Source organism: Amnibacterium flavum (assembly GCF_003097495.1).
GTDB lineage: Bacteria > Actinomycetota > Actinomycetes > Actinomycetales > Microbacteriaceae > Naasia > Naasia flava.
Map to the genome: position 1 here is coordinate 968,233 of NZ_QEOP01000001.1, position 22,392 is coordinate 990,624.

Consider the following 22,392-nt stretch of genomic DNA (forward strand, 5'->3'; position numbering starts at 1 on the left):
CGTAGGCTCATCCGAGCGGCGAAAGTATCGAATTCCGCCGCGCGAACGAGCATCGCCATGGGCGGTGCCGTCGCAATCATGCTGACGAAGGAGTCGCGAGTGTCCGAGACGTCTGGATCCGAGATCTCCGAGATCTCCGAGTCCCCGAAATCGCGATACGCGAGCTACCCGAGTCTCGAGGGCCGGGTCGCGTTCGTCAGCGGCGGAGCATCCGGGCTCGGCGCCGAGTTCGTCAGTCAGCTCGCGGCCCAGGGCGTGCGCGTCGCGTTCGTCGACATTGACGACGCCGCCGGCGAGGCCCTGGCCCGTGAGATCGCCGATCGCGGCCATCCGGCGCCCTGGTACCGCCACGGGGACGTGCGGGACATCCCCGCCCTCCAGCAGCTGATCGCCGACGCGGGACGCGAGCTCGGCCCCATCACCGTGCTCGTCAACAACGCGGCGAACGACACCCGGCACAAGGTCGAGGACGTCGACGTCGCGCTCTGGGACGACCGCACCGCCGTGAACATCCGGCATCACTTCTTCGCCGCCCAGGCGGTCGCGCCGATGATGCGCGAGGTCGGCGGCGGGTCGATCATCAACCTCGGGTCGATCTCGGCGCACATCGATCTCGCCGACCTCCCCATCTACATCGCGTCGAAGGCGGGGATCGAGGGTCTCACCCGCACCATGGCACGCGAGCTCGGGGGAGATCTCATCCGGGTCAACTGCATCATCCCGGGGTGGGTCATGACGCAGCGTCAGCTCGACAACTGGATCACCCCCGAGGCCGAGGCCTCCATCGAGGCCAACCAGGCGCTTCCCCATAAGCTCTATCCCGACGACGTCGCGCGCATGGTCCTCTGGCTCGCCGCCGACGACTCGCGTTCGTGCACCGGGCAGAAATGGATCGTCGACGGAGGGTGGATGTGAACACGACGGCGGAGCAGGTCACCAGCCCCATTGCGAAGCACGGCGAGGGCCCCCTCTGGGATCCGAAGGGCAACCGACTGCTGTTCGTCGATCTGCTCGTCGGCGACATCATCTCGGTCTCGCCTGACGGCGATACCGCGCGCCACCACATCGACGACATCGCTGCAGCGCTCCGAATCCGCGACTCCGGCGGCTTCGTCGTCGCCGTGGAGCAGGGCTTCCGCTTCCTCGACGACGACCTCCGTCGGGTGGGCGACTACATCCCCGCGTTCGACACCGCGGGCGTCCGCATGAACGACGGCGGATGCGACCCGCAGGGCCGGTTCTACTGCGGATCGATGGCGTATTCGGCGGCCGACGGGGCGGGAACCCTGTACAGCATCGAAGCCGATCACTCGGTGCGCACGGTGCTCTCGGGCGTCACGATCTCGAACGGCCTCCAGTGGAACGCGGCGGGCACCCGGGCGTTCTACAACGACACCCCAACCGCGCGGGTCGACGTCTACGACTTCGACGGCGAATCCGGAGCGTTCTCGAATCGCCGCACCTTCACCGAAGTGCCGGGTCCGGGTATGCCCGACGGGATGGCGATCGACGAGCAGGACGGCATCTGGATCGCGCTCTGGGAGGGCAGCTCGGTGCAGCACTACGACCGCGACGGTCGTCTCGACCGGGTGGTCGAGCTGCCGGTCTCGCGAGTGACGGCGTGCACGTTCGGCGGCGACGACCTGAAGACGCTCTACATCACCACCTCGCAGGAGGAGGTCGATCTCGCCGATGAGCCTCTCGCCGGTGCCGTCTTCTCCGTCCGGGTCGACGTCGCGGGCGCCCGCGCGCACACGTTCGCGGGCTGACGCCGCAGTTCCTCCCGCCCGGATCGTCCTCCCCATGGGGAGCCTGCCCGGTGCCATGATCGAGCCATGGTCGCACGATCCTCGGGGCGCCCCGTCTGGCGTCGCTGGAACATCCGGACGGCTCTCGCCTGGGTGTGGCCGACCGCGCCCAGCACCTGGTCCGAAGTGCCGGGGCGGCTCGCGCCCGGCGCCATCCAGGTCGCCCGTCTCACCATCGCGGCGGTGCTCTCCTACGTCGTCGCGGATGCGCTGTTCCCCGGAATCCTCGATCTGACCGCCCCTCTGACCGCGCTCCTCGTCGTCCAGGCGTCGACGGTCGGGACTCTGCTGATGGGCGTCGTGCGCGTCGGCGCGGTGCTGACGGGTGTTCTCGTCGCCATCGGCGTGACCGCGTACCTCGGCTTGTCCTGGTGGAGTCTCGCGCTCGTCATCGCGGCGTCCCTGATCCTCGCCAAGCTGCTGCGGCTCGGGGATCAGACCCTCGAGGCGCCCATCAGCGGGATGCTCATCCTCGCCGTGTCCACTCCGGGGATCGCGGGGGAGGTGCGGCTCGCGAACACCCTGATCGGCACCGTCGTGGGGATCGCGTTCAGTCTCGTGGTGCCGATCGCGATCCCGAACGCGCAAGCGGGCTCGGCCGCGCGGCGGGTCGCGCGCTCCCAGGCCGCATTGCTCGACGAGATCTCGCACACCGTGGCGAGCCGCCCGCCCCACGCCGAGGAGGTCGTCGCCTGGACCGAGTGGGGTGCTCATATCGCCGGCGAGCTCGCCGCGGCCGAGCAGGCGGTCGTCGAGGCGCGGGAGAGCAGGCGCCTCAACCCGAGGGCGCTCGCGACGGCGACGGTGCATCCGGGCCTCAGTGCCGCCGTCGCGCGGCTGGCGCGCGCCCATTCGGCGGAGCAGGCGCTCGTCGTCGCGATCGGCCGCCAGGCGCCCACCGACGATCAGGTGGCCGACGAGTCGGACCCGATCGGAACCGAACTGCGTCGAGCGTTCGCCGTCGCTCTCGACAACGTCGCCAGCGGACTGCGCTCGTTCGGGGAGCTCGTCGAGGCCGAGTACGGACGCGTCAGGGTCGACCGCGTCGACGGGGCGCTCGAGCTCACCCTCGAGTCGGTCCGGGAGACCCGGGCGGTGCTGACCGAATTGACGCTGCTCGATGTCGATCCGCGCGGCCGCAGCGACCTGTGGATGCTGCACGGCTCGGTGCTCACCGCTCTCGAGCACCTCGTCGCCCAGCTCGACGTCGAGCAGGATCAACGCAGCTCCGAACCGTGGCTCGGCAGCAGGGCGCTGCCGAGCCTCCGCTCATCGGTCTTCGGCGGGTGGCTGCGGGGTCGCTGACCTGAGTCCTCGGACGGCCGTCGTGCCCCGCGGGAGGTACCGTGTCTGCAGGAACGGTTCTCTTATCGACCTGGTTCCGACAAAGTTCGCGGCCATCCGAATCCGCGACTGAGGAAGCGGATGATGACGGACGATCATAGGCCGCAAGAGCCTCAAGAGCCGGCGGGGCCCGACCGGTTGCAGAGGTTCAATTCCGCCCGTCTGCTTATCGTCTCTGTCGCGCTGATCGTGTTCGCGTCGGTCCAGCTCCTTGATGCTTTGCGCGATGGCGGGGAGCCGCTCATTTTCGCAGGACTGCTGACGGTCGGCGTGATAGGTGCCATCTTCGGCTTTCGCTTGGTTCGAAGGCACTGGGTGAAGCGCGATGGGCTGACGCTCGACGAAGCCGATCCGAAACGCTCACCTGAAGAGCAGCGTCGACGCGACGACCGCGTGCGCAGTAACAAAGCTGACATGACCCCGCGTCAGGAGGTCAGTGTCGGGCTCATTCTCATCCCGGTCGCAGGCCTTTTCGGTGCACTGCCGCTGATGACCGGCGAACCCTTTAACTGCCTCTTAGCCATCGGTTTAGCCATCATCGGTATCGTCCTGCTCATCCGCGGACTGGTTCGTCTTGGTAAGCGATAACGACCCCGTGAATGCGAATACCCGTACGAGCCTTCTCCGATCGGAGATGATGCGACGGATGAACGACGGGTGGATGGTGATCGAGAGAAATGCATTCAGCATGATCTTGGTTCACGAGGTCCCTCCACCGTGGTGGAGGCTCGCACTCGAATTGCTCAATCCCCTGACTTGGGTTGACAGCACTTCGACCCTCGGGCAGGTGAAGCGGTGGCTTCACGTCAGCATCGACGAGGACGGCACCCTGTCTCGGTACACCATCGGGGAGATCCCGCCGCGCTGGCAGCGTCCCTTCTCATGGGAAGTGCCCGATGGCGACTCTCCGCGTGGCACGTCGAGCTGAGGACCCCCGCGACCAATAACGGACTGCCCGCTCGAGGGACTGGGTCGCGCCCCGCTGACCTGGCCGTCCGACCAGGCGCGCGCACGTTCCGGGCATGGGGGCCGGCCGGAACGTGCGCGTTCGCCCGGAACGCCCAGCTCTGGTGGGGTCAGTGGGACTCGCGCGAGACCTTCGAGCCCGATCCGCCGAGCAGGAAGTCGAGGTCGACTCCCGTGTCGGCCTGCTGCACGTGGTCGACGTAGAGGCGCTCCCACCCGCGGCTCGGAGATGCGAAGCCGTCGGCGGTCGTCGGTGCGACCGTCCGGCGCTCCAGCTCTGCGGCATCCACCTCGAGTTCGAGTCGGCGACCGGGAACGTCGAGCAGGATCGTGTCGCCGTTCTCCACGTAGGCGAGCAGGCCACCCGCCGCCGCCTCGGGGGCGACATGCAACACGACCGTGCCATACGCGGTGCCGCTCATCCGGCCGTCGCAGATGCGCACCATGTCGCGCACACCCGCCTCGAGCAGCTTCTTCGGCAGAGGCATGTTCGCGACCTCGGGCATGCCCGGGTACCCCTTCGGACCGCAGCCGCGGAGGACGAGCACCGAGCTGGCGTCGACGTCGAGGTCGGGGTCGTCGATCCGCGCGTGCAGGTCCTCGATCGAGTCGAAGACGACCGCCTTGCCGCGGTGGACCATCAGTTCGGGTGACGCTGCGGCGGGCTTGATGATCGCGCCGAGCGGGGCGAGGTTGCCGCGGAGCACGGCGATGCCGGCGTCCTCGATCAGCGGCTCCTGACGCGGGAAGATGACCTCTTCGTCCCAGGTGGGCTGGTTCGTGACGTAGTCGACGAGCGGTGCGCCGGTCACGGTGATCGGCGCGGGGTCGAGCAGGTCGCTCACCTGGTTGAGCACGGCCAGCACGCCGCCCGCACGGAAGAGGTCCTCCATGAGGAAGCGTCCTGACGGCTGCAGGTTGACGAGCAGCGGGACGCCGGCGCCAACGCGGTCGAAGTCGTCGAGCGTGAGGTCGATGCCGAGGCGACCGGCGATGGCGAGGAGGTGGACGACGGCGTTCGTCGATCCGCCGATCGCCGCGAGGGCGACGATCGCGTTCTCGAACGACTGCTTGGTGATCACCTCGCTGATGCGGCGGTCCGCGCGGACCATGTCGACGGCGAGGACGCCGGTCTCGTGCGCGGTGACGAGCAGGCGGCTGTCGGGTGCGGGCGTCCCGGCGATGCCCGGCATGGTCATGCCGAGAGCCTCGGCCATGATCGCCATCGTCGACGCGGTGCCCATGGTGTTGCAGTGACCCTTGCTGCGGATCATCGACTGCTCGGACTTGAGGAACAGATCCTCGTCGAGGGTGCCGGCGCGGACCTCCTCGCTGAGCTTCCAGACGTCGGTTCCGCAGCCGAGCGGAACGCCGCGGAAGTGCCCGTTCAGCATCGGTCCGCCCGGAACGACCACTGCGGGCAGGTCGACGGAGGCGGCCGCCATCAGCAGCGACGGGATGGTCTTGTCGCACCCGCCGAGGAGCACAACGCCGTCGATCGGGTTGGCGCGGAACATCTCCTCCATCGCCATGGCCGCCATGTTGCGCCAGAGCATCGCGGTGGGACGCACGAGCGTCTCGCCGAGCGACACCACCGGCAGGTCGAGCGGGATGCCGCCCGCCTCGTAGACGCCCTGCTTGACGGCCTCGGCGACCTCGTCGAGGTGCGAGTTGCAGGGGGTCAGGTCGGATGCGGTGTTCGCGATCGCGATGTGCGGCCGCCCGTCGAACGCGTGGTTCGGCAGGCCCCGGCGCATCCAGGCGCGGTGCAGGTACGCGTTGCGGTCCGTGCCGCCGTACCACTCCGCACTGCGGAAGCGACCCTCCGACGGATCGGTGGTCTCGGTGATGGGCTCGTTCTCCTGAGCACCGCGCAGTTCGTCGTTCATGGGATCAGTACCGTTCTTCCGATGGCGCCGTGGGTGAGCTGGTGGTAGCCCTCGTTGACCTCCGCGAGGGGGAGGCGGTCGCCGAGGAGCGCGTCGAGGGGGAGCTTTCCCGCGAGGTACAGCTCGAAGATCCGCGGAAGGTCGACGAGCGGGTTGCTCGACCCGTAGAGCGATCCGACGACCTTCTTCTGCCGCTGTACCAGTTCGTTCACCGGGACCGCGAAGGACGCATCGCCGCGGCCGAGGCCGATGGCCACGAGCGTGCCGGCCGGGCCGACCGTGGCGAACGCCTGCTGCATCGTGTCGGGTCGGCCGATCGCCTCGATGACCCAGGGAGCACCGGTCGGGAGGATGTCGAGGACCTTCTCGACGGTCCTGCCGTCGGCCGCGTTCACGACGTGAGTCGCACCGATCTGCTTCGCCAGATCCAGGCGGGCGTCATCCATGTCGACCACGACGATCGGGTTAGCGCCGATGAGCTGAGCGCCCATCACCGCGGACAGGCCGACACCGCCGGCGCCGAAGACGACGAGCGGGCGTCCGGCTGCGTCGTGCACGGCGTTGAACGCGGCCCCGACACCCGTGATGACGGCGCAGCCGGCGATGGCGGCGACCTCGGGCGGCACTCCGTCGGGCACGACGACGACGGAGCTCTCGGAGACGACCGAGTACTCCGCGAAGCAGGAGACGCCGAGGAAGTGGTGCACCTTCTCGTCGCCCTCGTGGAGACGCGAGGTGCCGTCGAGCAGGCCGCCGGTCTGAGCGAGCACGCGACCGAACTGGCAGAGCACCGGGTTGCCGGTGACGCAGGCCTCGCACTTGCCGCAGCGCGGGCGCCAGAGCAGAGCGACCCGGTCGCCGACCTTGACCTTCTCGCCCGCGCCCTCGCCGAGCGCCTCGACGATGCCCGCGCCCTCGTGGCCGAGAACGATGGGCAGCGGGCAGGCGATGTCGCCCGTCATGTAGTGGTAGTCGCTGTGGCAGACGCCGGCCGCCTCGATGCGGACGCGGATCTCGCCGGGTCCTGGTGCGTCGAGCTGGACCTCTTCGATGACGAGCGGCGAGCCGGGCTCGCGGAACACGGCGGCGCGCATCAGCGGGTCCTCTCCGCGGACAGGTGCGTGGGGGTCATGGTCAGCCTTCCTTCAGCTGGTCGAGGAGGGTCTCCCGCACGGCGCAGTTCTCGAAGGAGAACGAGTCGGCGAGGGCATCGAGCTCGGCGTCGTCCAGCCCGCGGAACAGCTCCGCGTACTCGTCGGCGAGGGGCTGGGCGATCGTGATGTTGAGCAGCAGCGTGCGCACCCAGTCGAAGCGGCCCCAGGGGTACGGCGAGAAGTCGGGAACCTCGGCGGCGACGAGATCCTGCACCGGCTGGGTCACCTCCTTCACTCCTTCACCCGTGCTGCCCCACTGGTCGACGCCGAGGCGGACCTTCTTGGCGACGAAATCGTCGAAGCGTCGGCGGTACGGGGTGTCGGGCTTCACGGAGACGAGTCCCTGACGGCCGAGGTCCTTGTACATCCAGGTCGTCCAGCTCGCGTCGTACTCGCGGTACAGCTCGAGCTGGTCGCGCAGGATGTCCCGGCGCATCGCGTCGATCCGCTCGTCTCCGGTGTAGATCGGTGCGAACTCCCCGACGAAGATCGGGGTGCCCGATCCGCGGGCGTATTCGGAGCGCTGCAGGAACTTGGCTCTGGCGAAGTCGCGATCGATCCAGACGCCGTCCATGTTGAAGCCGGGGTAGTCGAGTCCACGGCCCAGGCCGGCCGAGACGTAGTCGTGCAGCGTGTAGACCGTGTTCGGCCACGGTTCGCCGAAGATGTCGAACTCGGTCGAGTAGGTGTTGCCGTCGTTGAAGACGATGTGGTCGGGGTCGATCGCCCGGACCGCCTCGAAGAGGCGCTCGTAGAACGGGCCGACCACCTTGCGCGACGGGTCGGCAGGCTCGTTCATCAGGTTGTAGCCGGCGACCCACGGATTGCCCTTGTAGCGGGTCGCGATGGCCTCCCAGATGCCGACGACGCGGTCCTGGAAGTGCTTGTGCAGCCAGAACGACGCGATGTGGGTCGGGTTGTCGGAGTGCCAGTGCTGATTCTGCGAACCCGGCAGGGCGTGCAGATCGATGACCGAGTAGATGCCCCGTGCCGCGCACTGCTCGATGACGCGGTCGAGGTGGCGGAAGCCGTCCTCGATGATCTCGAACGGCGCGTCGTCGCGTTCGAGGTGGTGGTAGTTGACGGGGATCCGGACGACGTTGAAGCCGTTGTCGCCGAGGAACTGCGCGTCGGCGTCGTCGAAGAACGCGGTCAGCAGGCGTTCGAAGAACCGCTCGTACTTCTCATCGCCCAGGACCTCACGGACCTTCTCCCGCATGAGCGACTCGTTGGCCGCGTAGCCGGTGATGAAGTTCTCCATGTTGAGCCAACCGCCGATGCAGACGCCGCGCAGTCGGACCGGTTCCCCGCTCGCGTCGACGAACGACGCCCCCTCGACATGGAGGAACGGGGCGGATGAAACTGCTGACACGGAGACTCCCTCGTCGCGAAACTTTCTTTATCTCAACAGCGAGTTTCAAAAGTTGCGAAGTCAGCCTAGGAATCGCTTCAGGCCGTGTCAAGGAAGGCGGACCTGCCTCGAGGCCTCCCCGTGGAGCGAGGTCGCGCACGCCGGTGCAGGAACTGCGGAATCGCTCGCGAACGGGGACTCGTACAGCGATTTCCGCGGCTGAAGCCGCGATCCATGTACGTGTTGCCCTGTTCCCGCTAACGTCGTGCCATGAGGATCCTCTTGGTCGGTGCCGGCGGAGTAGGCGACGCGATCGCCAAGATCGCAGCGAGGCGCAACTTCTACGAACTGATCGTCGTCAGCGACTACGACCCCGCGCGGGCCGAGCGCACCGTGGCCTGGGTCGCCGCCCGTCACGGCGACGAGGTCGCCTCCCGTTTCGCAGCAGCATCGATCGACGCCTCCGACGCCGCCTCTGTCGAGGCTGTCGCCCGTGAGCACGGTGCCACCCACGTCATGAACGCGGTCGAGCCGAAGTTCGTGCAGACGATCTTCGCCGGGGCGCTCGCCGCCGGTGCCGACTACCTCGACATGGCGATGAGCCTGTCGGAACCCGACCCCGAGATGCCGTACGAGAAGACCGGACTGAAGCTCGGCGACGAGCAGTTCGACGCGGCGGAGGACTGGGAGGCCGCAGGCCGGCTCGCCCTCGTGGGCATGGGCGTCGAGCCGGGCCTCAGCGATGTCTTCGCCCGTTACGCCGCAGACCACCTGTTCAGCGAGATCGACGAGCTCGGCACGCGCGATGGCGCCAACCTCGTGGTCCGCGACGACGACGGCAACGAGATCTTCGCCCCCTCGTTCAGCATCTGGACGACCATCGAGGAGTGCCTCAACCCTCCGGTCATCTGGGAGAAGGACCGCGGCTGGTACACCACCCCGCCGTTCAGCGAGCCCGAGGTCTTCGACTTCCCCGACGGAATCGGCCCCGTCGAGTGCGTCAACGTCGAGCACGAAGAGGTCCTGCTCATGCCCCGCTGGGTCGACGCGAAGCGCGTCACCTTCAAGTACGGACTCGGCAATGAGTTCATCGGCATCCTCAAGACGCTGCACCAGCTGCACCTCGACGAGGTGAAGCCGATCCGCGTCCGGTCGGCCGCGGGCCCCGTCGAAGTGGCTCCGCGCGACGTCGTCGCGGCGGCGCTGCCCGACCCGGCGACCCTCGGACCCCGGATGACCGGCAAGACCTGCGCCGGGCTGTGGGTCACCGGCACGGGCAAGGACGGCTCGCCGCGCGAGGTGTACCTGTACCACGTGAGCGACAACGAGTGGACGATGGCCGAGTACGAGGCGCAGTGCGTGGTGTGGCAGACCGCACTCAACCCCGTGATCGCGCTCGAGCTGCTCGCCACCGGTGTGTGGCAGGGCGCAGGAGTCCGCGGGCCTGAGTCCTTCGACGCGGCCCCGTTCCTCGAGCTCATGGCGAAGGCCGAGAGCGACGGCGGATACGGTCAGGCCTGGGGCCTGGAGGATCGACTCGCCTGAGCCGCGCCCCTCAGATCACCGAGTTGAGCGCCGCGATGAGCGGAGCGGTGATGACCAGCACGGCCGCCCCGCCGATGAGGTAGGTCAGAGCGGGGTGACGCTCGTACCAGTACAGGTTCACCCCGAACCGATGCCGCAGCTCCGAGCGGGTGATCGGCTCCGTGAGCCGCTCGATCGGCAGGTCGTAGGCGTCGAGCGCACGCGCGATCATCGCGTCGCCCCAGTACTGGCCGCGGAGGCGCAGGCGGGTTCTGCCGTCGCGATCGAGGAAGAAGACGTGCGTGTTCGTCGCCAGTGAGCGGCCGCTGTTGACCGGCACCACCAGCACCGAGGCGAGTTCGGCCGCCGGCGTCGAATGCACCCCGCCCAGGTAGCCGCGTTCGACTATCTCGTCCTGCGAGAACGCCACCCGCACCGCGGCCATCCGAGCGATACCGCCCACGAGGATGGCGACCACGATCGCATTCACGATCAGCACCACGAGCGCGCCGCCGCTCGCCCAGGTCAGGAAATACAGGGCCGCGAACGGCGGAGTCAGTGCGAGCAGAGCCGAGAGATTCGCGCGTCGAGCGACGCTCGCGAACAGAGGCCGCAGCGTGACGACCTCACCCACCCCCATATGCGCCTGCATCGCGGACCCCCCTCCACCCGAATGCTAACGGCGGAGCGCAGCGCGGGCACGGACCCACTTCGGGGCCACCGCAGTCGGAGGTCGAGTAGCGGCGGAGCAGCGTACCGAGACCAGCACGTGGTCGGTCTCGCGTGCTGCGGTGGGCCGCCTTCGTCGGCCGGAGGATGGGGGACTCCGTCGCGAGCCGCTGCGCGGGCTGCTCCTCCCCGAATCCCTTTACCTCCGCCAACAGGAAGAGCGCCGCCCCGGGGGGCGGCGCTCTTCCTGTTGGCGGAGGATGGGGGATTCGAACCCCCGAGGGCTTTCACCCAACACGCTTTCCAAGCGTGCGCCATAGGCCACTAGGCGAATCCTCCGGTCGGCGAGACGGCGGAACCGTCGAAGCCATCAAGCATCCTACCGTGACGGTAAGCTAGACGTCGGCTCCCCGCGTGGCGCCATCCAGGCCAACTCCCCCAGGGCGGAAACGCAGCAAGGGTAACCGGGCTCTGGCGGGTGCGCGGGGGGTCCTTTTTTTCGCCCTGCGCGCACCCCGCCGAGCGCCGGGCGACGGCGTCTCCGATGTCCGACGCGGCGGTTACCCTTGACCCGTGGTCACCGCTCTGTATCGCCGCTACCGGCCCGAGTCCTTCGGAGAGTTGATCGGCCAGAGCCAGGTCACCGATCCTCTCCGCACCGCCCTGCGCACCGATCGGGTCAACCACGCCTACCTCTTCAGCGGTCCGCGCGGCTGCGGCAAGACCACGTCCGCCCGCATCCTCGCCCGCTGCCTCAACTGCGCCGAGGGCCCGACCGACACCCCCTGCGGCAAGTGCGACAGCTGCGTCGAACTCGGCCGCGGCGGCGGCGGATCGCTCGATGTCGTCGAGATCGACGCCGCGAGCCACAACGGTGTCGACGACGCCCGCGACCTCCGCGAGCGCGCCGTGTTCGCTCCCGCACGCGACCGCTACAAGATCTTCATCCTCGACGAGGCGCACATGGTCACGCCGCAGGGCTTCAACGCTCTGCTGAAGATCGTCGAAGAGCCGCCCGAGCACGTCAAGTTCATCTTCGCGACCACCGAGCCCGAGAAGGTCATCGGCACCATCCGGTCGCGCACCCACCACTACCCCTTCCGACTCGTGCCGCCGGCGCAGATGCTGGAGTACCTCGGCGAGCTGTGCGCGAGCGAGGGCATCACCGTCGCCGCCGGTGTCCTGCCGCTCGTCGTCCGCGCGGGCGGAGGGTCCGTCCGCGACACCCTGTCGCTGCTCGATCAGCTCATCGCAGGATCCGAGGGTGCGAACGTCGAATACGAGCGGGCCGTCGCGCTGCTCGGGTACACCCACGGGGCCCTGCTCGACGAGATCGTCATGGCGCTCGGGCAGCGCGACGCCGCCGCCGCGTTCGGCGCCGTCGACCGGGTCATCCAGACCGGACAGGATCCCCGCCGGTTCGTCGAGGATCTGCTCGAGCGACTCCGCGACCTCATCGTCGTCGCGGCCACTGGCGCGAACGCCGGTGCGGTGCTCCGCGGCGTCCCCACCGAGCAGATCGAGTCCTACCGGGTGCAGTCGACCCATTTCGGTGCCGCCGAGCTCTCCCGAGCCGCCGACGTCGTCAATGACGCGCTCACCGAGATGACCGGTGCGACCTCGCCGCGGCTGCACCTCGAACTCATGATCGCGCGGGTCCTCGTCCCCTCGAACGACTCGGCCGGTGCCATCGCCCGCGTCGAGCGACTCGAACGCCGGGTCGGTGTCGAGGGCTCGAGCGGCGACAGCTCGCGTTCCGCCGTTCCGGCTCCGGCTTCAGCGCCTCCGGTTGCGGCTCCCGTCCAGGTTCAGCGTGTTCCCGCGCCGGCAGAGGCCGCCCCCGCTCCCCGTGTCGATACGGTTGCCCCCGCCGCGGTCGCTCCCGCCGCCCCTGCGGCCGAACGCCCGACGGCCGCCCCTGTGCAGGCGCCGCCTCCTGTCCGCCCCGCCGCGGAAGCACCGTCCGCGCCCGTCGAATCCCGCAGGCCGAGCGGCGGTCCCGTCACCGCAGGATCGATCCCGGTCTCCGAACCCGGCTGGGAGGTCAGGGTGCCCGGGGCTCCTCTGATGTCCGAGTCCACGCCGCCGCCCAGCGATGACGACGCGCCCGAGCCCGACGAGCCGCCCCGGTCCGAGGTCGCGCCGTCTCCCGAGCCGGTGCGCGCCGCCCCGGTCGCCGCCGAGCCCGCCCCAGCTGGGCCCTCCCCGGTGTCGTCCGCCGCATCGGCTGCGACCGCTCCGGTCGGCGCGCTCGAACTCCAGCACGTCCGCGACGCGTGGCCCGAGGTGCTCGAAGCCGTGCGACGCTCCAGCATCAGCGCCTGGACCGTCGTCTACACGGCGTCGCCACTCATCCTGAACGGTGACGTCCTCACCCTCGGGTTCGTCAGCGAGAACGACGTGACCAGCTTCCGCCAGCAGCAGGCGTCAGGCCAGGGTGTCAGCGAGGTGCTGCGGCAGGCGATCGTCGAGGTCCTCGGCACCCGCGTCAAGTTCCTCGTCCGCGTCGATGCCCCCGTGCAGACCGAAGCCGCCGCGGTCGTCGTCGACCCGTCCGCGGTCGACGAGTCCCGCCGCTACGGCGAAGCGGTCGTGCGTGAGATCCTCGGCGCCAACTTCCTCGAGGAGACCACCATCGCGCCCAAAGCGAAGGACTGACCGGAGTGTACGAAGGCATCGTCCAAGAGCTGATCGACGAGCTCGGCCGGCTCCCCGGGGTGGGGCCCAAGTCGGCTCAGCGCATCGCGTTCCACATCGTGCAGACCGAGTCCTTCGACGTGCGCCGACTCGGGGAGCTGCTCCTCGTCGTGCGCGACCAGGTCCGCTTCTGCATCGAGTGCGGCAACATCGCCGACCAGGAACGATGCAACATCTGCCGTGACCCGCGCCGGAACCGGGCTCTCATCTGCGTCGTCGAAGAGGCGAAGGACGTCGTCGCCATCGAGCGCACCCGGGAATTCCGCGGCCTCTACCACGTGCTCGGCGGAGCGATCAGCCCCATCGACGGCGTCGGGCCCGAACAGCTGCGCATCCGCGAGCTCCTGAAGCGGCTCGCCGACGGCACGGTCGAGGAGGTCATCATCGCCACCGACCCGAACCTCGAGGGCGAGGCCACCGCCACCTACCTCTCGCGCACTCTCCGCACGCTCGACATCCCCGTCAGCCGGCTCGCGTCGGGTCTGCCCGTCGGCGGCGATCTCGAATACGCCGACGAAGTGACTCTCGGGCGGGCCTTCGAGGGACGAAGGCTCGTCGACGAAGGTCGCTGAAGTCGTAGATAGACTCGTGGGCGGCTATTTCGGCCGCGTCCCAGGAGTGCAGCAGTGGCATTGATCGTGCAGAAGTTCGGCGGTTCGTCGGTGGCAGACGCCGAGAGCATCAAGCGCGTCGCCAAACGGATCGTCGAGACCAAACGCGCCGGCAACGACGTGGTCGTCGCCGTGTCGGCAATGGGCGACACCACCGACGAGCTCCTCGACCTCGCCCACGAGGTCGCTCCCATCCCCGCCCCGCGCGAGCTCGACATGCTCCTCACCGCGGGTGAGCGCATCTCGATGGCCCTCCTCGCCATGGCGATCGAGAGCCAGGGGCACGAGGCCCGCTCCTTCACCGGTAGCCAGGCCGGCATGATCACCGACGCCCAGCACGGCTCCGCCCGCATCGTCGACGTCACTCCGAAGCGGGTCCAGACGGCGCTGGAAGAGGGAGCCATCGCGATCGTCGCGGGCTTCCAGGGATTCAACAGAGGCACCGGCGACATCACCACGCTCGGCCGCGGCGGCTCCGACACGACGGCTGTCGCTCTCGCCGCCGCGCTGAAGGCCGACGTGTGCGAGATCTACACCGACGTCGACGGCATCTTCACCGCCGATCCCCGCGTCGTGCCCCGCGCCCACAAGATCCCGCGCATCACGAGCGAGGAGATGCTCGAGCTCGCCGCCGCCGGAGCGAAGGTGCTCTACATCCGCGCCGTCGAATACGCGCGACGTCACGGCGTTACCCTTCACGTACGGTCCTCGTTCAACAACAACGAGGGCACCATCGTCTACACCCCGGCAGGTCCGGGGCTCGACCAGAACGGAGCACCCGTGGAAGAGCCGGTCATCGCGGGCGTCGCCGCCGACCTCAGCGAAGCCAAGATCACCGTCGTCGGGGTTCCCGACGTGCCGGGCAAGGCCGCGCAGATCTTCACCATCGTCGCGCGCTCGGGCGCCAACATCGACATGATCGTGCAGAACGTCTCCGCGGCCGTCTCCGGACTCACCGACATCTCCTTCACCCTCCCGAAGTCCGACGCGCAGGCCGTCCTGACCGCTCTGACGAACTCCAAGGACGAGGTCGGCTTCGAGCGTCTTCAGCACGACGACCAGATCGCCAAGCTCTCCCTCGTCGGCGCGGGTATGCGAACCAACGCGGGTGTCTCCGCCGATCTGTTCACGGCCCTCTTCGAAGCGGGGATCAACATCGAGATGATCTCGACGAGCGAGATCCGCATCTCCGTCGTCACCCGTGCGGACACCATCAGCGACGCGGTCCGCGCCGTGCACACCGCATTCGGTCTCGACGGCGAAACCGACGCCGTCGTCTACGCAGGAACCGGCCGCTGACAGGCGAGCCCGGACGCAACAAGAGGAAGTTCATCATGTCGGATGCCCAGGGCGCCCGCGTCGGAATCGTCGGCGCGACCGGTCAGGTCGGTGCTGTCATGCGCCGGCTCCTCGAAGAACGCGACTTCCCCGTCGCCGAGATGCGCTACTTCGCATCGGCGCGGTCGGCGGGCAGCACTCTGCCGTGGCGCGGAACGGACATCGTCGTCGAAGACGCGGCGACGGCCGACCCGTCCGGACTCGACATCGCCCTGTTCTCCGCCGGTGCGACCACGTCTCGGGCCCAGGCGCCGCGCTTCGCCGCGGCCGGGGTCAAGGTCATCGACAACTCCTCGGCCTGGCGGATGGACCCCGAGGTCCCGCTGGTGGTGAGCGAGGTCAATCCCCACGCCATCGCCCAGTCGGTGAACGGCATCATCGCCAACCCGAACTGCACGACCATGGCGGCCATGCCGGTCCTCAAGGTCCTGCACGAAGAGGCCGGACTCCAGCGCCTCATCGTCAGCACCTACCAGGCCGTGTCGGGTGCGGGCCTCGCCGGTGCCGAGGAGCTGCTCGAGCAGTCGCGCGCGGCGGTCGCTCAGGACCCCGCAGCGCTCGTGCACGACGGCAGGGCCGTGACGTTCCCCGAAGCGCACAAGTTCCCTCGCACCATCGCGTTCGACGTCATCCCCCTCGCGGGTTCGATCGTCGACGACGGCCTCTACGAGACCGACGAGGAGAAGAAGCTCCGCAACGAGAGCCGCAAGATCCTCGAACTGCCCGAGCTGCTCGTGAGCGGCACCTGCGTGCGCGTGCCCGTTTTCACCGGCCACTCGCTCTCGATCAATGCCGAGTTCGACCGTGCGATCAGCCCCGAACGCGCCTACGAGCTTCTCGCCGACGCGGCGGGAGTGCAGATCTCCGACGTGCCCACGCCGCTGCAGGCTGCCGGCACCGACCCGAGCTACGTGGGTCGCATCCGCACCGACGAGGGCGTGCCCGGCGGTCGTGGCCTCGCGCTGTTCATCAGCAACGACAACCTCCGCAAGGGTGCCGCGCTCAACGCGGTGCAGATCGCGGAACTCCTCGTCGCCGCCCGCACCGCCGCCTGACCGCTTCCGCTGCCGCTGCGCCGCCTGACAGGGCGCGGCGCGCATCGGAACCTCCCGAAGGGTTCACCCGGGTGCCGGACCTAAACTGGAGCCATGTCATCCGCTGAGCCCGTCGACGTCGTCCTCATCGGCGGAGGCATCATGAGCGCGACCCTCGGGACGCTCCTCCACCGCCTCGAACCGACCTGGTCGATCCGCATCTACGAGCGCCTCGGCGAGGTCGCGGCTGAGAGCAGCAACCCGTGGAACAACGCGGGAACGGGCCATGCCGCCTACTGCGAGCTCAACTACACCCCCGAGCGCCCCGACGGCAGCATCGACATCGCGAGCGCGGTCAAGGTCAACGAGCAGTTCCAGCTCTCGCGCGAGTTCTGGTCCGCGCTCGTCGAAGGGTCCTACCTCACCGATCCGGCGCAGTTCATCAATCCCACCCCCCACATGACCTTCGTCAGGGGCGCGGCCAACGTCGAGTTCCTCCGCCGCCGTTACGAGGCGCTCTCCTCCCATCCCCTCTTCGCGGACATGGAGTTCAGCGACGACCCCGCCGTCATCCACTCGTGGACCCCGACCCTCGTCATCGGCCGCGACAAGGACGAGCCGATCGCGGCGACCCGCATCGATGCGGGAACCGACGTCGACTTCGGCGCCCTCACGAGTCAGCTGTTCGATCGCCTCGAAGAGGACGGCGCCGAGCTGCTGCTGAACCACGAGGTCCGCGGCCTCCGTCGTCTGAAGAACGGCAACTGGCACGTCAAGGTCAACCAGCTCGTCGGTCACACCACGAGCGAGGTCGAGGCGCGATTCGTGTTCGTCGGAGCCGGCGGCTGGGCGCTCAAGCTGCTCCAGAAGTCGAAGATCAAAGAGGCCCGCGGCTACGGCGTCTTCCCGATCAGCGGGCAGTTCCTCCGCACCGACGACCCGGGCGTCGTCGCCCGGCACAACGCGAAGGTCTACGGCAAGGCCTCCGTCGGCGCCCCGCCGATGTCCGTCCCGCACCTCGACACCCGCATCGTCGGGGGCAGGGCATCGCTGATGTTCGGCCCCTATGCCGGGTTCAGCCCGAAATTCCTCAAGAAGGGGTCGATCCTCGACCTGTTCGGGTCGATCAAGGTGCACAACATCATCCCGCTCCTCGCCGTCGCGAAGGACAACTTCTCACTGGTCCGCTATCTGATCGGTGAGCTGCTCGCGAGTCGTGCCTCGAAGTTCCGGAGCCTCCAGGAGTTCTTCCCCGACGCCGACCGCAAGGACTGGCGGCTCGTCGTCGCCGGTCAGCGCGCGCAGGTGATCAAGCCCGACAAGGCGAAGGGCGGAGTTCTCCAGTTCGGCACCGAGGTGATCGCCGCCTCCGACGGCAGCATCGCCGGGCTCCTCGGAGCCTCGCCCGGCGCGTCGACGGCAGTGCCGATCATGCTCGACCTGCTGAAGAGGTGCTTCCCCTCGCGATTCGATGGTTGGGAGCCCGAGATCCGGCAGCTCGTCCCGACTTACGGCACCCTGCTCTCCGATTCACCCGCTCAGGCCAAGAAGATCCAGCAGGAGACCGCAGAGGCGCTCGAACTCACCGCATGAACTTGACCGACATTCGAACGTGTGTTCGAATGTCCGAATGCGATGGGCTGGTCAGGAATTGTCGACGGGAGTCGCGTCCGACGCGCTCCCGGGGCTCGCGAAGATCTCAGGCCTCGTCCGCTCGGTGCAGACGCCCGAGTTCGCGGGAGTCACCTTCCACGAGGTGATGGCGAAATCCGCGCTCAACAAGGTGCCGGGTACCGCGATGGGCTTCGGGTGGACCATCAACCCGTATCGCGGCTGCACTCACGCCTGCGTCTACTGCTTCGCGCGTCCGACGCACGGCTACCTCGAGCTCGACGCGGGCGACGACTTCGACCGCCAGATCATCGTGAAGGTCAATGTCGCCGACGTGCTGCGCAAAGAGGTGCGGAAGGCGTCGTGGAACGGTGAAGCGGTCGCGCTCGGCACGAACACCGATCCGTACCAGCGCGCGGAGGGCCGGTACAAGCTGATGCCGCAGATCCTCACCGCTCTGGCGGAGTCGGGGTCGCCGATCTCCATCCTCACGAAGGGCACACTGCTGCGCCGCGACCTCGAGCTGCTGGCCGATCTCTCGACGCGTGTGCCGGTCGATATCGCCATGTCGATCGCGATCTACGACGACGACCTCCAGCACGCGGTCGAACCGGGCACACCGTCGACCTCGGCTCGGCTGGCGACGGTCGCGGCGGTCCGCGAGCACGGCCTGCCGTGCAGCGTGTTCGTGATGCCGGTCCTGCCGTATCTGACCGACACGAAGAAGCACCTCTCCCAGGCGATGCGCGGGCTCGCCGAGGCAGGGGCGACATCGGTGCTGCACTCCACTCTCTACCTGAAGCCCGGCACCCGCGAGTGGTACTTCGCCTGGCTCGAGCGCACGCACCCCGACCTCGTCGCGCGCTATCAGGAGCTGTACCGAGGCGGAACGCATGCGCCCAAGGAGTACAAGAAGTGGCTCGCCGCCCGTTTCTCCGAGGCGAGGCGGGCCAGCGGTCTCGAGACCGGTCGTGCAGATCCCGCAACGGGGGCCATGTTCTCGCGAGCTGTCCGACAGGCTCCTCCCGCTCGGGATCTCACCCTGTTCTGAGCCGGCGACGGCCTTCGTCGAGGCTCCCGTGCGGGGGCGCGACCCGATGTGTACCCAGTACCGGGGTGAATTCGGCGAATCCCGGCGGCAAATGTCGCCCGATCTGCCAATCGGGGTACAAAATGTCGGTCAGCGCTGTAATAATCGACCCGGACGGCAACCGAGGCAGGAGCTGTTCACGGGCGTCTGGTCCGCCACGACTGTGAGGAGACGGAGTGTCGCTCGGACTTCCCGCGCATCTCGCGTCACGCGTCGTCACCGCAGCCATATCCCGTGCCGGTCATGTGCTCGCCGGATTGATGCTCGCCTCGGCGATCCTCGCGTCGCTGCTCCTGATCGGCAGTAATCCGCCGCGCGGCATCGTCCTCCTGGTGACGGTCTCGGTCGCGATCGCGGTTCTGCTCGTCTTCCTCTCGCGCCGGCCGTCGCTCGTGACAGCCGGAATCTACCTCGTCTTCGGGGCCGCCGGTCTCTCCGCGGCGACCGTCGTCGCCGCGGTGATGCCGAGCCGACTCGAATCGGTGGACGCCTACGTGATCGCCGCGCTCTGGATCGCCCTGGTCCTCACAGGGGCAGCCGGAGGAGGGTACAGACGCGGCATCGTGATGTCGGTCGCGGGCCTGGGCGCCGGAGCGGTCGGAGCTGCCGTCGGGGCAGCGGTGGGCGGAGTCCTCCCTCCCGTCGAGCCGACCGTTCCCTTCGCCGCTCTCCTCATCGTGACGATCTACTTCGTAACGGGCACCTCGACCCGATACGCCCGGCGAGCCCAGCCCGACATCCACCGCGCCGCTCGCGACGAGAAGCTCGCCGAGGTGCGGATCGGTGTCGAGGCCCGTGCTGCCGCGCTCCTCCACGACACCGTCCTCGGGTCCCTCGCCGCCGTCGCGTCGAGCCCGGTCGGTCCGCTTCCGCGGAAGGTCGCCGACAGTCTCGAATCCGATCTGCACGCCATCATCGGACAGGACTGGTCCGAGCGCCCGATCGTCAGCGAGGACGTCAGCCACGCTGCCCCCATCACCGCCGCTTCCGAGCAGGCTGCGGCCCTCGGTCTCCACGTCGAGACCACCGGGGATCTCGGCGCGCTGTCCCGGGTCGAACCCTCGGTCGTGGAGACCGTCGCGCTCGCGGTCCGTCAACTTCTCGCCAACGTCCGCCTGCATTCCGGCAGCCCGACCGCCGAGGTGGTCGTCTTCGGTGACGACCGGACGGTGTCGGTCATGGTCATCGACAGCGGCGAGGGTTTCGACCCCGAGGCGGTGAGCGCCGACAGGCTCGGACTCCGCAACTCCGTGAAGAGGAGGCTCAGCCTCGTGAACGGGGAGGTGAAGATCTGGTCGTCGCCCGGGCGGGGCACCTCGGTGCTGCTCAGCGTTCCCGTCTCCGACTCGGCTTCGCCGCCCGATGAATCCGCGAGTTCCGCGCGTCAGCCCCAGGGGGCGATGTGATCCGCGAACAATCCCTGCAACGGGTCGACCCGCTCGGCGCACTCGCTGGTCGACGCCTCACGGCGGTCACCGCCGTGGCGGTCGTCCTGCTTTCGGTGGTCTTCGCGTACACGTCGGGCCACTTCGTGACCGATCCGTCCGCGGCTGCGGGGGCCGTCATCCTCGAGGCGGCCGCGGCGGCGCTCCTCGTGATCCGCACCGGGCACCGCCAGCTGCCGTTCGGCCGGCCCTGGGCGCTGACTGTGCTCGCGCTGGGCCTCGCTGCGCAGTGGCTCGCCGCGCTCGGCACCGGGACGAGCGCACCCGGTGGACAGTGGGCTCCCTACGCCCTCGCGCTCCTCCTGCTGGCGATGGTCCCCTACCGCCCGATGAACGACATCGTCGCGATGACCGCTCTGGCCGCTGCCTGGGTGGGGGTGGTCACCTCGATGGCCCCCGCTGCGGATGCCGACGGTGTGCGCGGCTTCGAGCAGCTCGCCGCAGTCGTTCCCGTCCTCGCTCTTCCCATCGCGGGTGTCGTCTTCTCGCAGACGGTTCTCGAGTATCTGCGGCGCTGGCGCGACGACGCGCTCGCGTCGACGGAGGACGAGGCGCGGCGACAGGAGGTCGCCATCACGCGGGCTGTTCAGCAGACCCGTGTCAGCATCCTCAACCGCGACGTCGTGCCGTTCTATGCCGGCCTCGTGGAGCGAGGATCGGTGACCGCCGAGGATGTGGATCGTGCGGCCGAGCTCGCGGGTTCGATCCGAGCGGTCATGCTCGCCGACACCGAGAGGTCGTGGCTCGACGATCTGCTCTCGGGCCGTCAGGGCGCCGGCTCTCCTGCGATGCACCCCAGCGCGGTCCACGATGACGAGGATCTCGCCCGCTTCATGAACATCGATCAGCGCGCCTCGCTGCGCGCCCTCGTCGGCGCGCTCCGCGACAGCGTCGCGCCCGAGTCGATGGGCATCTCGCTCCGCCCGGCCGGACTCTTCTGCGAGGCGCTGCTGGTCGCGAGCGCCGGACCATCTCTGCGCAGATCGGTGGTGAGCCTGCGACCGTACCTCGCGGTCGGCTCAGCCGTCTTCTCCGAGTTCAGCTACGACATCATCGACGACACGTTGAAAGTGAGGTTCAGCTATGAGCGACCGTGACCCGGATTCAACGCTGACCGGAAGCATCCCCACCCTGATCGGAGGCGCGTCCCACCACCCCGCGCCCGAGGCGGCGGCATTCGATCAGCCCCGCATCCGTGTGGCCATCCTCGACGACCACGAGGTCCTGCTCGACAGCCTGAGCAGTTGGATCACCGCGAACGCTCCCGACTTCGAGGTCGCGTTGAGCGCCAAGACGTGGCTGGAGCTCGTGCACAGCGCGAACTTCCCGACCCAGCTGGTGCTGCTCGACTTCCAGCTGAAGGAGCACGTCTCGATCGAGGCCCGGGTCCGCACCTGCCGGGCGGCCGGTGCGAAGGTCATCGTGCTCAGCGGCCTCGAGACCAACGAGGCGCGCGATCGTGCGCTCGCCGCCGGCGCGGCCGGTTTCGTCTCGAAGGCGCAACCTCTCCGCGAGGTCATGGACCTCGCCCGCACGGTCATGGGCCTCTCCCGCGAGACCGACCTGCAGCGTGACTGGCGGCCGCTCCCCATCGGTGCGGAGTCGCCGAACCGCCCGAAGCTCAGCCTGGGGGAGCGGGAGGCGTTCAAGCTGTATGTCGCCGGCCACTCGACGAACGAGGTCGCCGAGCTGATGAACGTGCGGTACGAGACAGCCAAGACGTACCTGCGCCGGGTGCGCGAGAAGTACGCTAAAGCGAACCGACCCGCGAGCCGCAAAGCCGATCTCATCCGTCGTGCGGCCGAGGACGGGTATCTGCAGTGACATCGCCTGCGTGCGCTTCAGCGCGCTGACCTAAGGA

Annotated in this window: 19 protein-coding genes, 1 tRNA gene and 1 other RNA gene; 16 read left to right on the plus strand and 5 right to left on the minus strand. The window is 68.6% G+C overall.

What is annotated here, in order from left to right:
* Nucleotides 1-99: 99 nt before the first annotated feature.
* The 5 genes from DDQ50_RS04585 (at nucleotide 100) to DDQ50_RS17190 (ending at nucleotide 4,080) form a co-directional block, all read left to right on the plus strand.
* Nucleotides 100-915 (plus strand): SDR family NAD(P)-dependent oxidoreductase, encoded by an 816-nt coding sequence (locus tag DDQ50_RS04585; RefSeq protein ID WP_240614231.1) that lies wholly within the window; start codon nucleotides 100-102, stop codon nucleotides 913-915.
* Entirely contained in the window at nucleotides 912-1,769 is an 858-nt protein-coding gene (locus DDQ50_RS04590) for an SMP-30/gluconolactonase/LRE family protein (protein WP_240614232.1), read from the plus strand. The genes DDQ50_RS04585 and DDQ50_RS04590 overlap by 4 nt, the downstream gene beginning before the upstream one ends.
* Nucleotides 1,770-1,835: 66 nt before the next feature.
* Nucleotides 1,836-3,113, plus strand: a complete 1,278-nt coding sequence (locus tag DDQ50_RS04595) for an FUSC family protein (RefSeq protein WP_116755497.1) — start codon at nucleotides 1,836-1,838, stop codon at nucleotides 3,111-3,113.
* A gap of 123 nt (nucleotides 3,114-3,236) precedes the next feature.
* Nucleotides 3,237-3,740: a hypothetical protein gene (locus DDQ50_RS04600; protein WP_133245899.1), complete on the plus strand. Its 504-nt coding sequence runs from the start codon at nucleotides 3,237-3,239 to the stop codon at nucleotides 3,738-3,740.
* A gap of 199 nt (nucleotides 3,741-3,939) precedes the next feature.
* On the plus strand, nucleotides 3,940-4,080 hold the full coding sequence (locus DDQ50_RS17190; protein ID WP_165829687.1) for a hypothetical protein: 141 nt from the start codon (nucleotides 3,940-3,942) through the stop codon (nucleotides 4,078-4,080).
* Nucleotides 4,081-4,228: 148 nt separating this feature from the next.
* Here the strand turns inward: DDQ50_RS17190 and DDQ50_RS04610 are convergent, their stop codons facing one another.
* From DDQ50_RS04610 to DDQ50_RS04620, 3 genes are read right to left on the minus strand one after another with little or no spacing between them, the layout of a single operon-like run.
* Entirely contained in the window at nucleotides 4,229-6,007 is a 1,779-nt protein-coding gene (locus tag DDQ50_RS04610; RefSeq protein WP_116755500.1) for an IlvD/Edd family dehydratase, read from the minus strand.
* The gene (locus tag DDQ50_RS04615; RefSeq protein WP_116755501.1) at nucleotides 6,004-7,101 is read right to left on the minus strand and encodes a zinc-binding dehydrogenase; all 1,098 of its coding nucleotides are present in this window, start codon (nucleotides 7,099-7,101) and stop codon (nucleotides 6,004-6,006) included. Before DDQ50_RS04615 ends, DDQ50_RS04610 begins: the two co-directional genes overlap by 4 nt.
* A gap of 40 nt (nucleotides 7,102-7,141) precedes the next feature.
* Complete coding sequence (locus tag DDQ50_RS04620; protein ID WP_205663570.1) at nucleotides 7,142-8,533, minus strand: glycoside hydrolase family 5 protein; 1,392 nt, start codon at nucleotides 8,531-8,533, stop codon at nucleotides 7,142-7,144.
* Between the two features lie 249 nt (nucleotides 8,534-8,782).
* Between DDQ50_RS04620 and DDQ50_RS04625 the strand changes: the two genes are divergently transcribed.
* Entirely contained in the window at nucleotides 8,783-10,057 is a 1,275-nt protein-coding gene (locus tag DDQ50_RS04625; protein WP_116755502.1) for a saccharopine dehydrogenase family protein, read from the plus strand.
* 10 nt (nucleotides 10,058-10,067) lie between these two features.
* Here the strand turns inward: DDQ50_RS04625 and DDQ50_RS04630 are convergent, their stop codons facing one another.
* Both DDQ50_RS04630 and DDQ50_RS04635 read right to left on the minus strand, forming a co-directional pair.
* Nucleotides 10,068-10,688, minus strand: a complete 621-nt coding sequence (locus tag DDQ50_RS04630; RefSeq protein WP_133245900.1) for a hypothetical protein — start codon at nucleotides 10,686-10,688, stop codon at nucleotides 10,068-10,070.
* 268 nt (nucleotides 10,689-10,956) lie between these two features.
* Nucleotides 10,957-11,044, minus strand: a tRNA-Ser gene (locus DDQ50_RS04635).
* Nucleotides 11,045-11,106: 62 nt separating this feature from the next.
* Between DDQ50_RS04635 and ffs the strand changes: the two genes are divergently transcribed.
* From ffs to DDQ50_RS04685, 10 genes are all read left to right on the plus strand, one after another.
* An RNA gene (ffs, locus tag DDQ50_RS04640) (signal recognition particle sRNA small type) lies at nucleotides 11,107-11,203 on the plus strand.
* Between the two features lie 75 nt (nucleotides 11,204-11,278).
* Nucleotides 11,279-13,363, plus strand: a complete 2,085-nt coding sequence (locus DDQ50_RS04645) for a DNA polymerase III subunit gamma and tau (RefSeq protein ID WP_116755504.1) — start codon at nucleotides 11,279-11,281, stop codon at nucleotides 13,361-13,363.
* 5 nt (nucleotides 13,364-13,368) lie between these two features.
* Nucleotides 13,369-13,974: a recombination mediator RecR gene (recR, locus tag DDQ50_RS04650; RefSeq protein ID WP_116755505.1), complete on the plus strand. Its 606-nt coding sequence runs from the start codon at nucleotides 13,369-13,371 to the stop codon at nucleotides 13,972-13,974.
* A gap of 54 nt (nucleotides 13,975-14,028) precedes the next feature.
* Nucleotides 14,029-15,312 carry an aspartate kinase gene (locus DDQ50_RS04655; protein WP_116755506.1) on the plus strand — a complete coding sequence of 428 codons (1,284 nt, stop codon included), beginning with the start codon at nucleotides 14,029-14,031 and terminating at the stop codon, nucleotides 15,310-15,312.
* Nucleotides 15,313-15,347: 35 nt separating this feature from the next.
* Complete coding sequence (locus tag DDQ50_RS04660) at nucleotides 15,348-16,406, plus strand: aspartate-semialdehyde dehydrogenase (RefSeq protein WP_116755507.1); 1,059 nt, start codon at nucleotides 15,348-15,350, stop codon at nucleotides 16,404-16,406.
* Between the two features lie 93 nt (nucleotides 16,407-16,499).
* Entirely contained in the window at nucleotides 16,500-17,978 is a 1,479-nt protein-coding gene (locus tag DDQ50_RS04665; RefSeq protein ID WP_116755508.1) for a malate:quinone oxidoreductase, read from the plus strand.
* 37 nt (nucleotides 17,979-18,015) lie between these two features.
* Entirely contained in the window at nucleotides 18,016-19,047 is a 1,032-nt protein-coding gene (locus tag DDQ50_RS04670; RefSeq protein ID WP_116755509.1) for an Rv2578c family radical SAM protein, read from the plus strand.
* 215 nt (nucleotides 19,048-19,262) lie between these two features.
* Nucleotides 19,263-20,492, plus strand: coding sequence for a sensor histidine kinase (locus DDQ50_RS04675; RefSeq protein WP_116755510.1), 1,230 nt, complete (start codon nucleotides 19,263-19,265; stop codon nucleotides 20,490-20,492).
* Nucleotides 20,489-21,628, plus strand: coding sequence for a hypothetical protein (locus DDQ50_RS04680; RefSeq protein WP_116755511.1), 1,140 nt, complete (start codon nucleotides 20,489-20,491; stop codon nucleotides 21,626-21,628). Before DDQ50_RS04675 ends, DDQ50_RS04680 begins: the two co-directional genes overlap by 4 nt.
* A complete protein-coding gene (locus DDQ50_RS04685) occupies nucleotides 21,615-22,355 on the plus strand; it encodes a DNA-binding response regulator (protein WP_116755512.1) in 741 nt (246 codons plus the stop codon). The genes DDQ50_RS04680 and DDQ50_RS04685 overlap by 14 nt, the downstream gene beginning before the upstream one ends.
* Nucleotides 22,356-22,392: the final 37 nt, after the last annotated feature.

What these genes read in the sequence shown, in the direction of transcription:
- DDQ50_RS04595 (WP_116755497.1), top strand. Translation starts at nt 1,836, where the DNA reads ATGGTCGCACGATCCTCGGGGCGCCCCGTCTGGCGTCGCTGGAACATC.
- DDQ50_RS04600 (WP_133245899.1), top strand. Translation starts at nt 3,237, where the DNA reads ATGACGGACGATCATAGGCCGCAAGAGCCTCAAGAGCCGGCGGGGCCC.
- DDQ50_RS04610 (WP_116755500.1), bottom strand. Translation starts at nt 6,007, where the DNA reads ATGAACGACGAACTGCGCGGTGCTCAGGAGAACGAGCCCATCACCGAG.
- DDQ50_RS04615 (WP_116755501.1), bottom strand. Translation starts at nt 7,101, where the DNA reads ATGCGCGCCGCCGTGTTCCGCGAGCCCGGCTCGCCGCTCGTCATCGAA.
- DDQ50_RS04625 (WP_116755502.1), top strand. Translation starts at nt 8,783, where the DNA reads ATGAGGATCCTCTTGGTCGGTGCCGGCGGAGTAGGCGACGCGATCGCC.
- DDQ50_RS04630 (WP_133245900.1), bottom strand. Translation starts at nt 10,688, where the DNA reads ATGCAGGCGCATATGGGGGTGGGTGAGGTCGTCACGCTGCGGCCTCTG.
- DDQ50_RS04660 (WP_116755507.1), top strand. Translation starts at nt 15,348, where the DNA reads ATGTCGGATGCCCAGGGCGCCCGCGTCGGAATCGTCGGCGCGACCGGT.
- DDQ50_RS04665 (WP_116755508.1), top strand. Translation starts at nt 16,500, where the DNA reads ATGTCATCCGCTGAGCCCGTCGACGTCGTCCTCATCGGCGGAGGCATC.
- DDQ50_RS04670 (WP_116755509.1), top strand. Translation starts at nt 18,016, where the DNA reads ATGCGATGGGCTGGTCAGGAATTGTCGACGGGAGTCGCGTCCGACGCG.
- DDQ50_RS04685 (WP_116755512.1), top strand. Translation starts at nt 21,615, where the DNA reads ATGAGCGACCGTGACCCGGATTCAACGCTGACCGGAAGCATCCCCACC.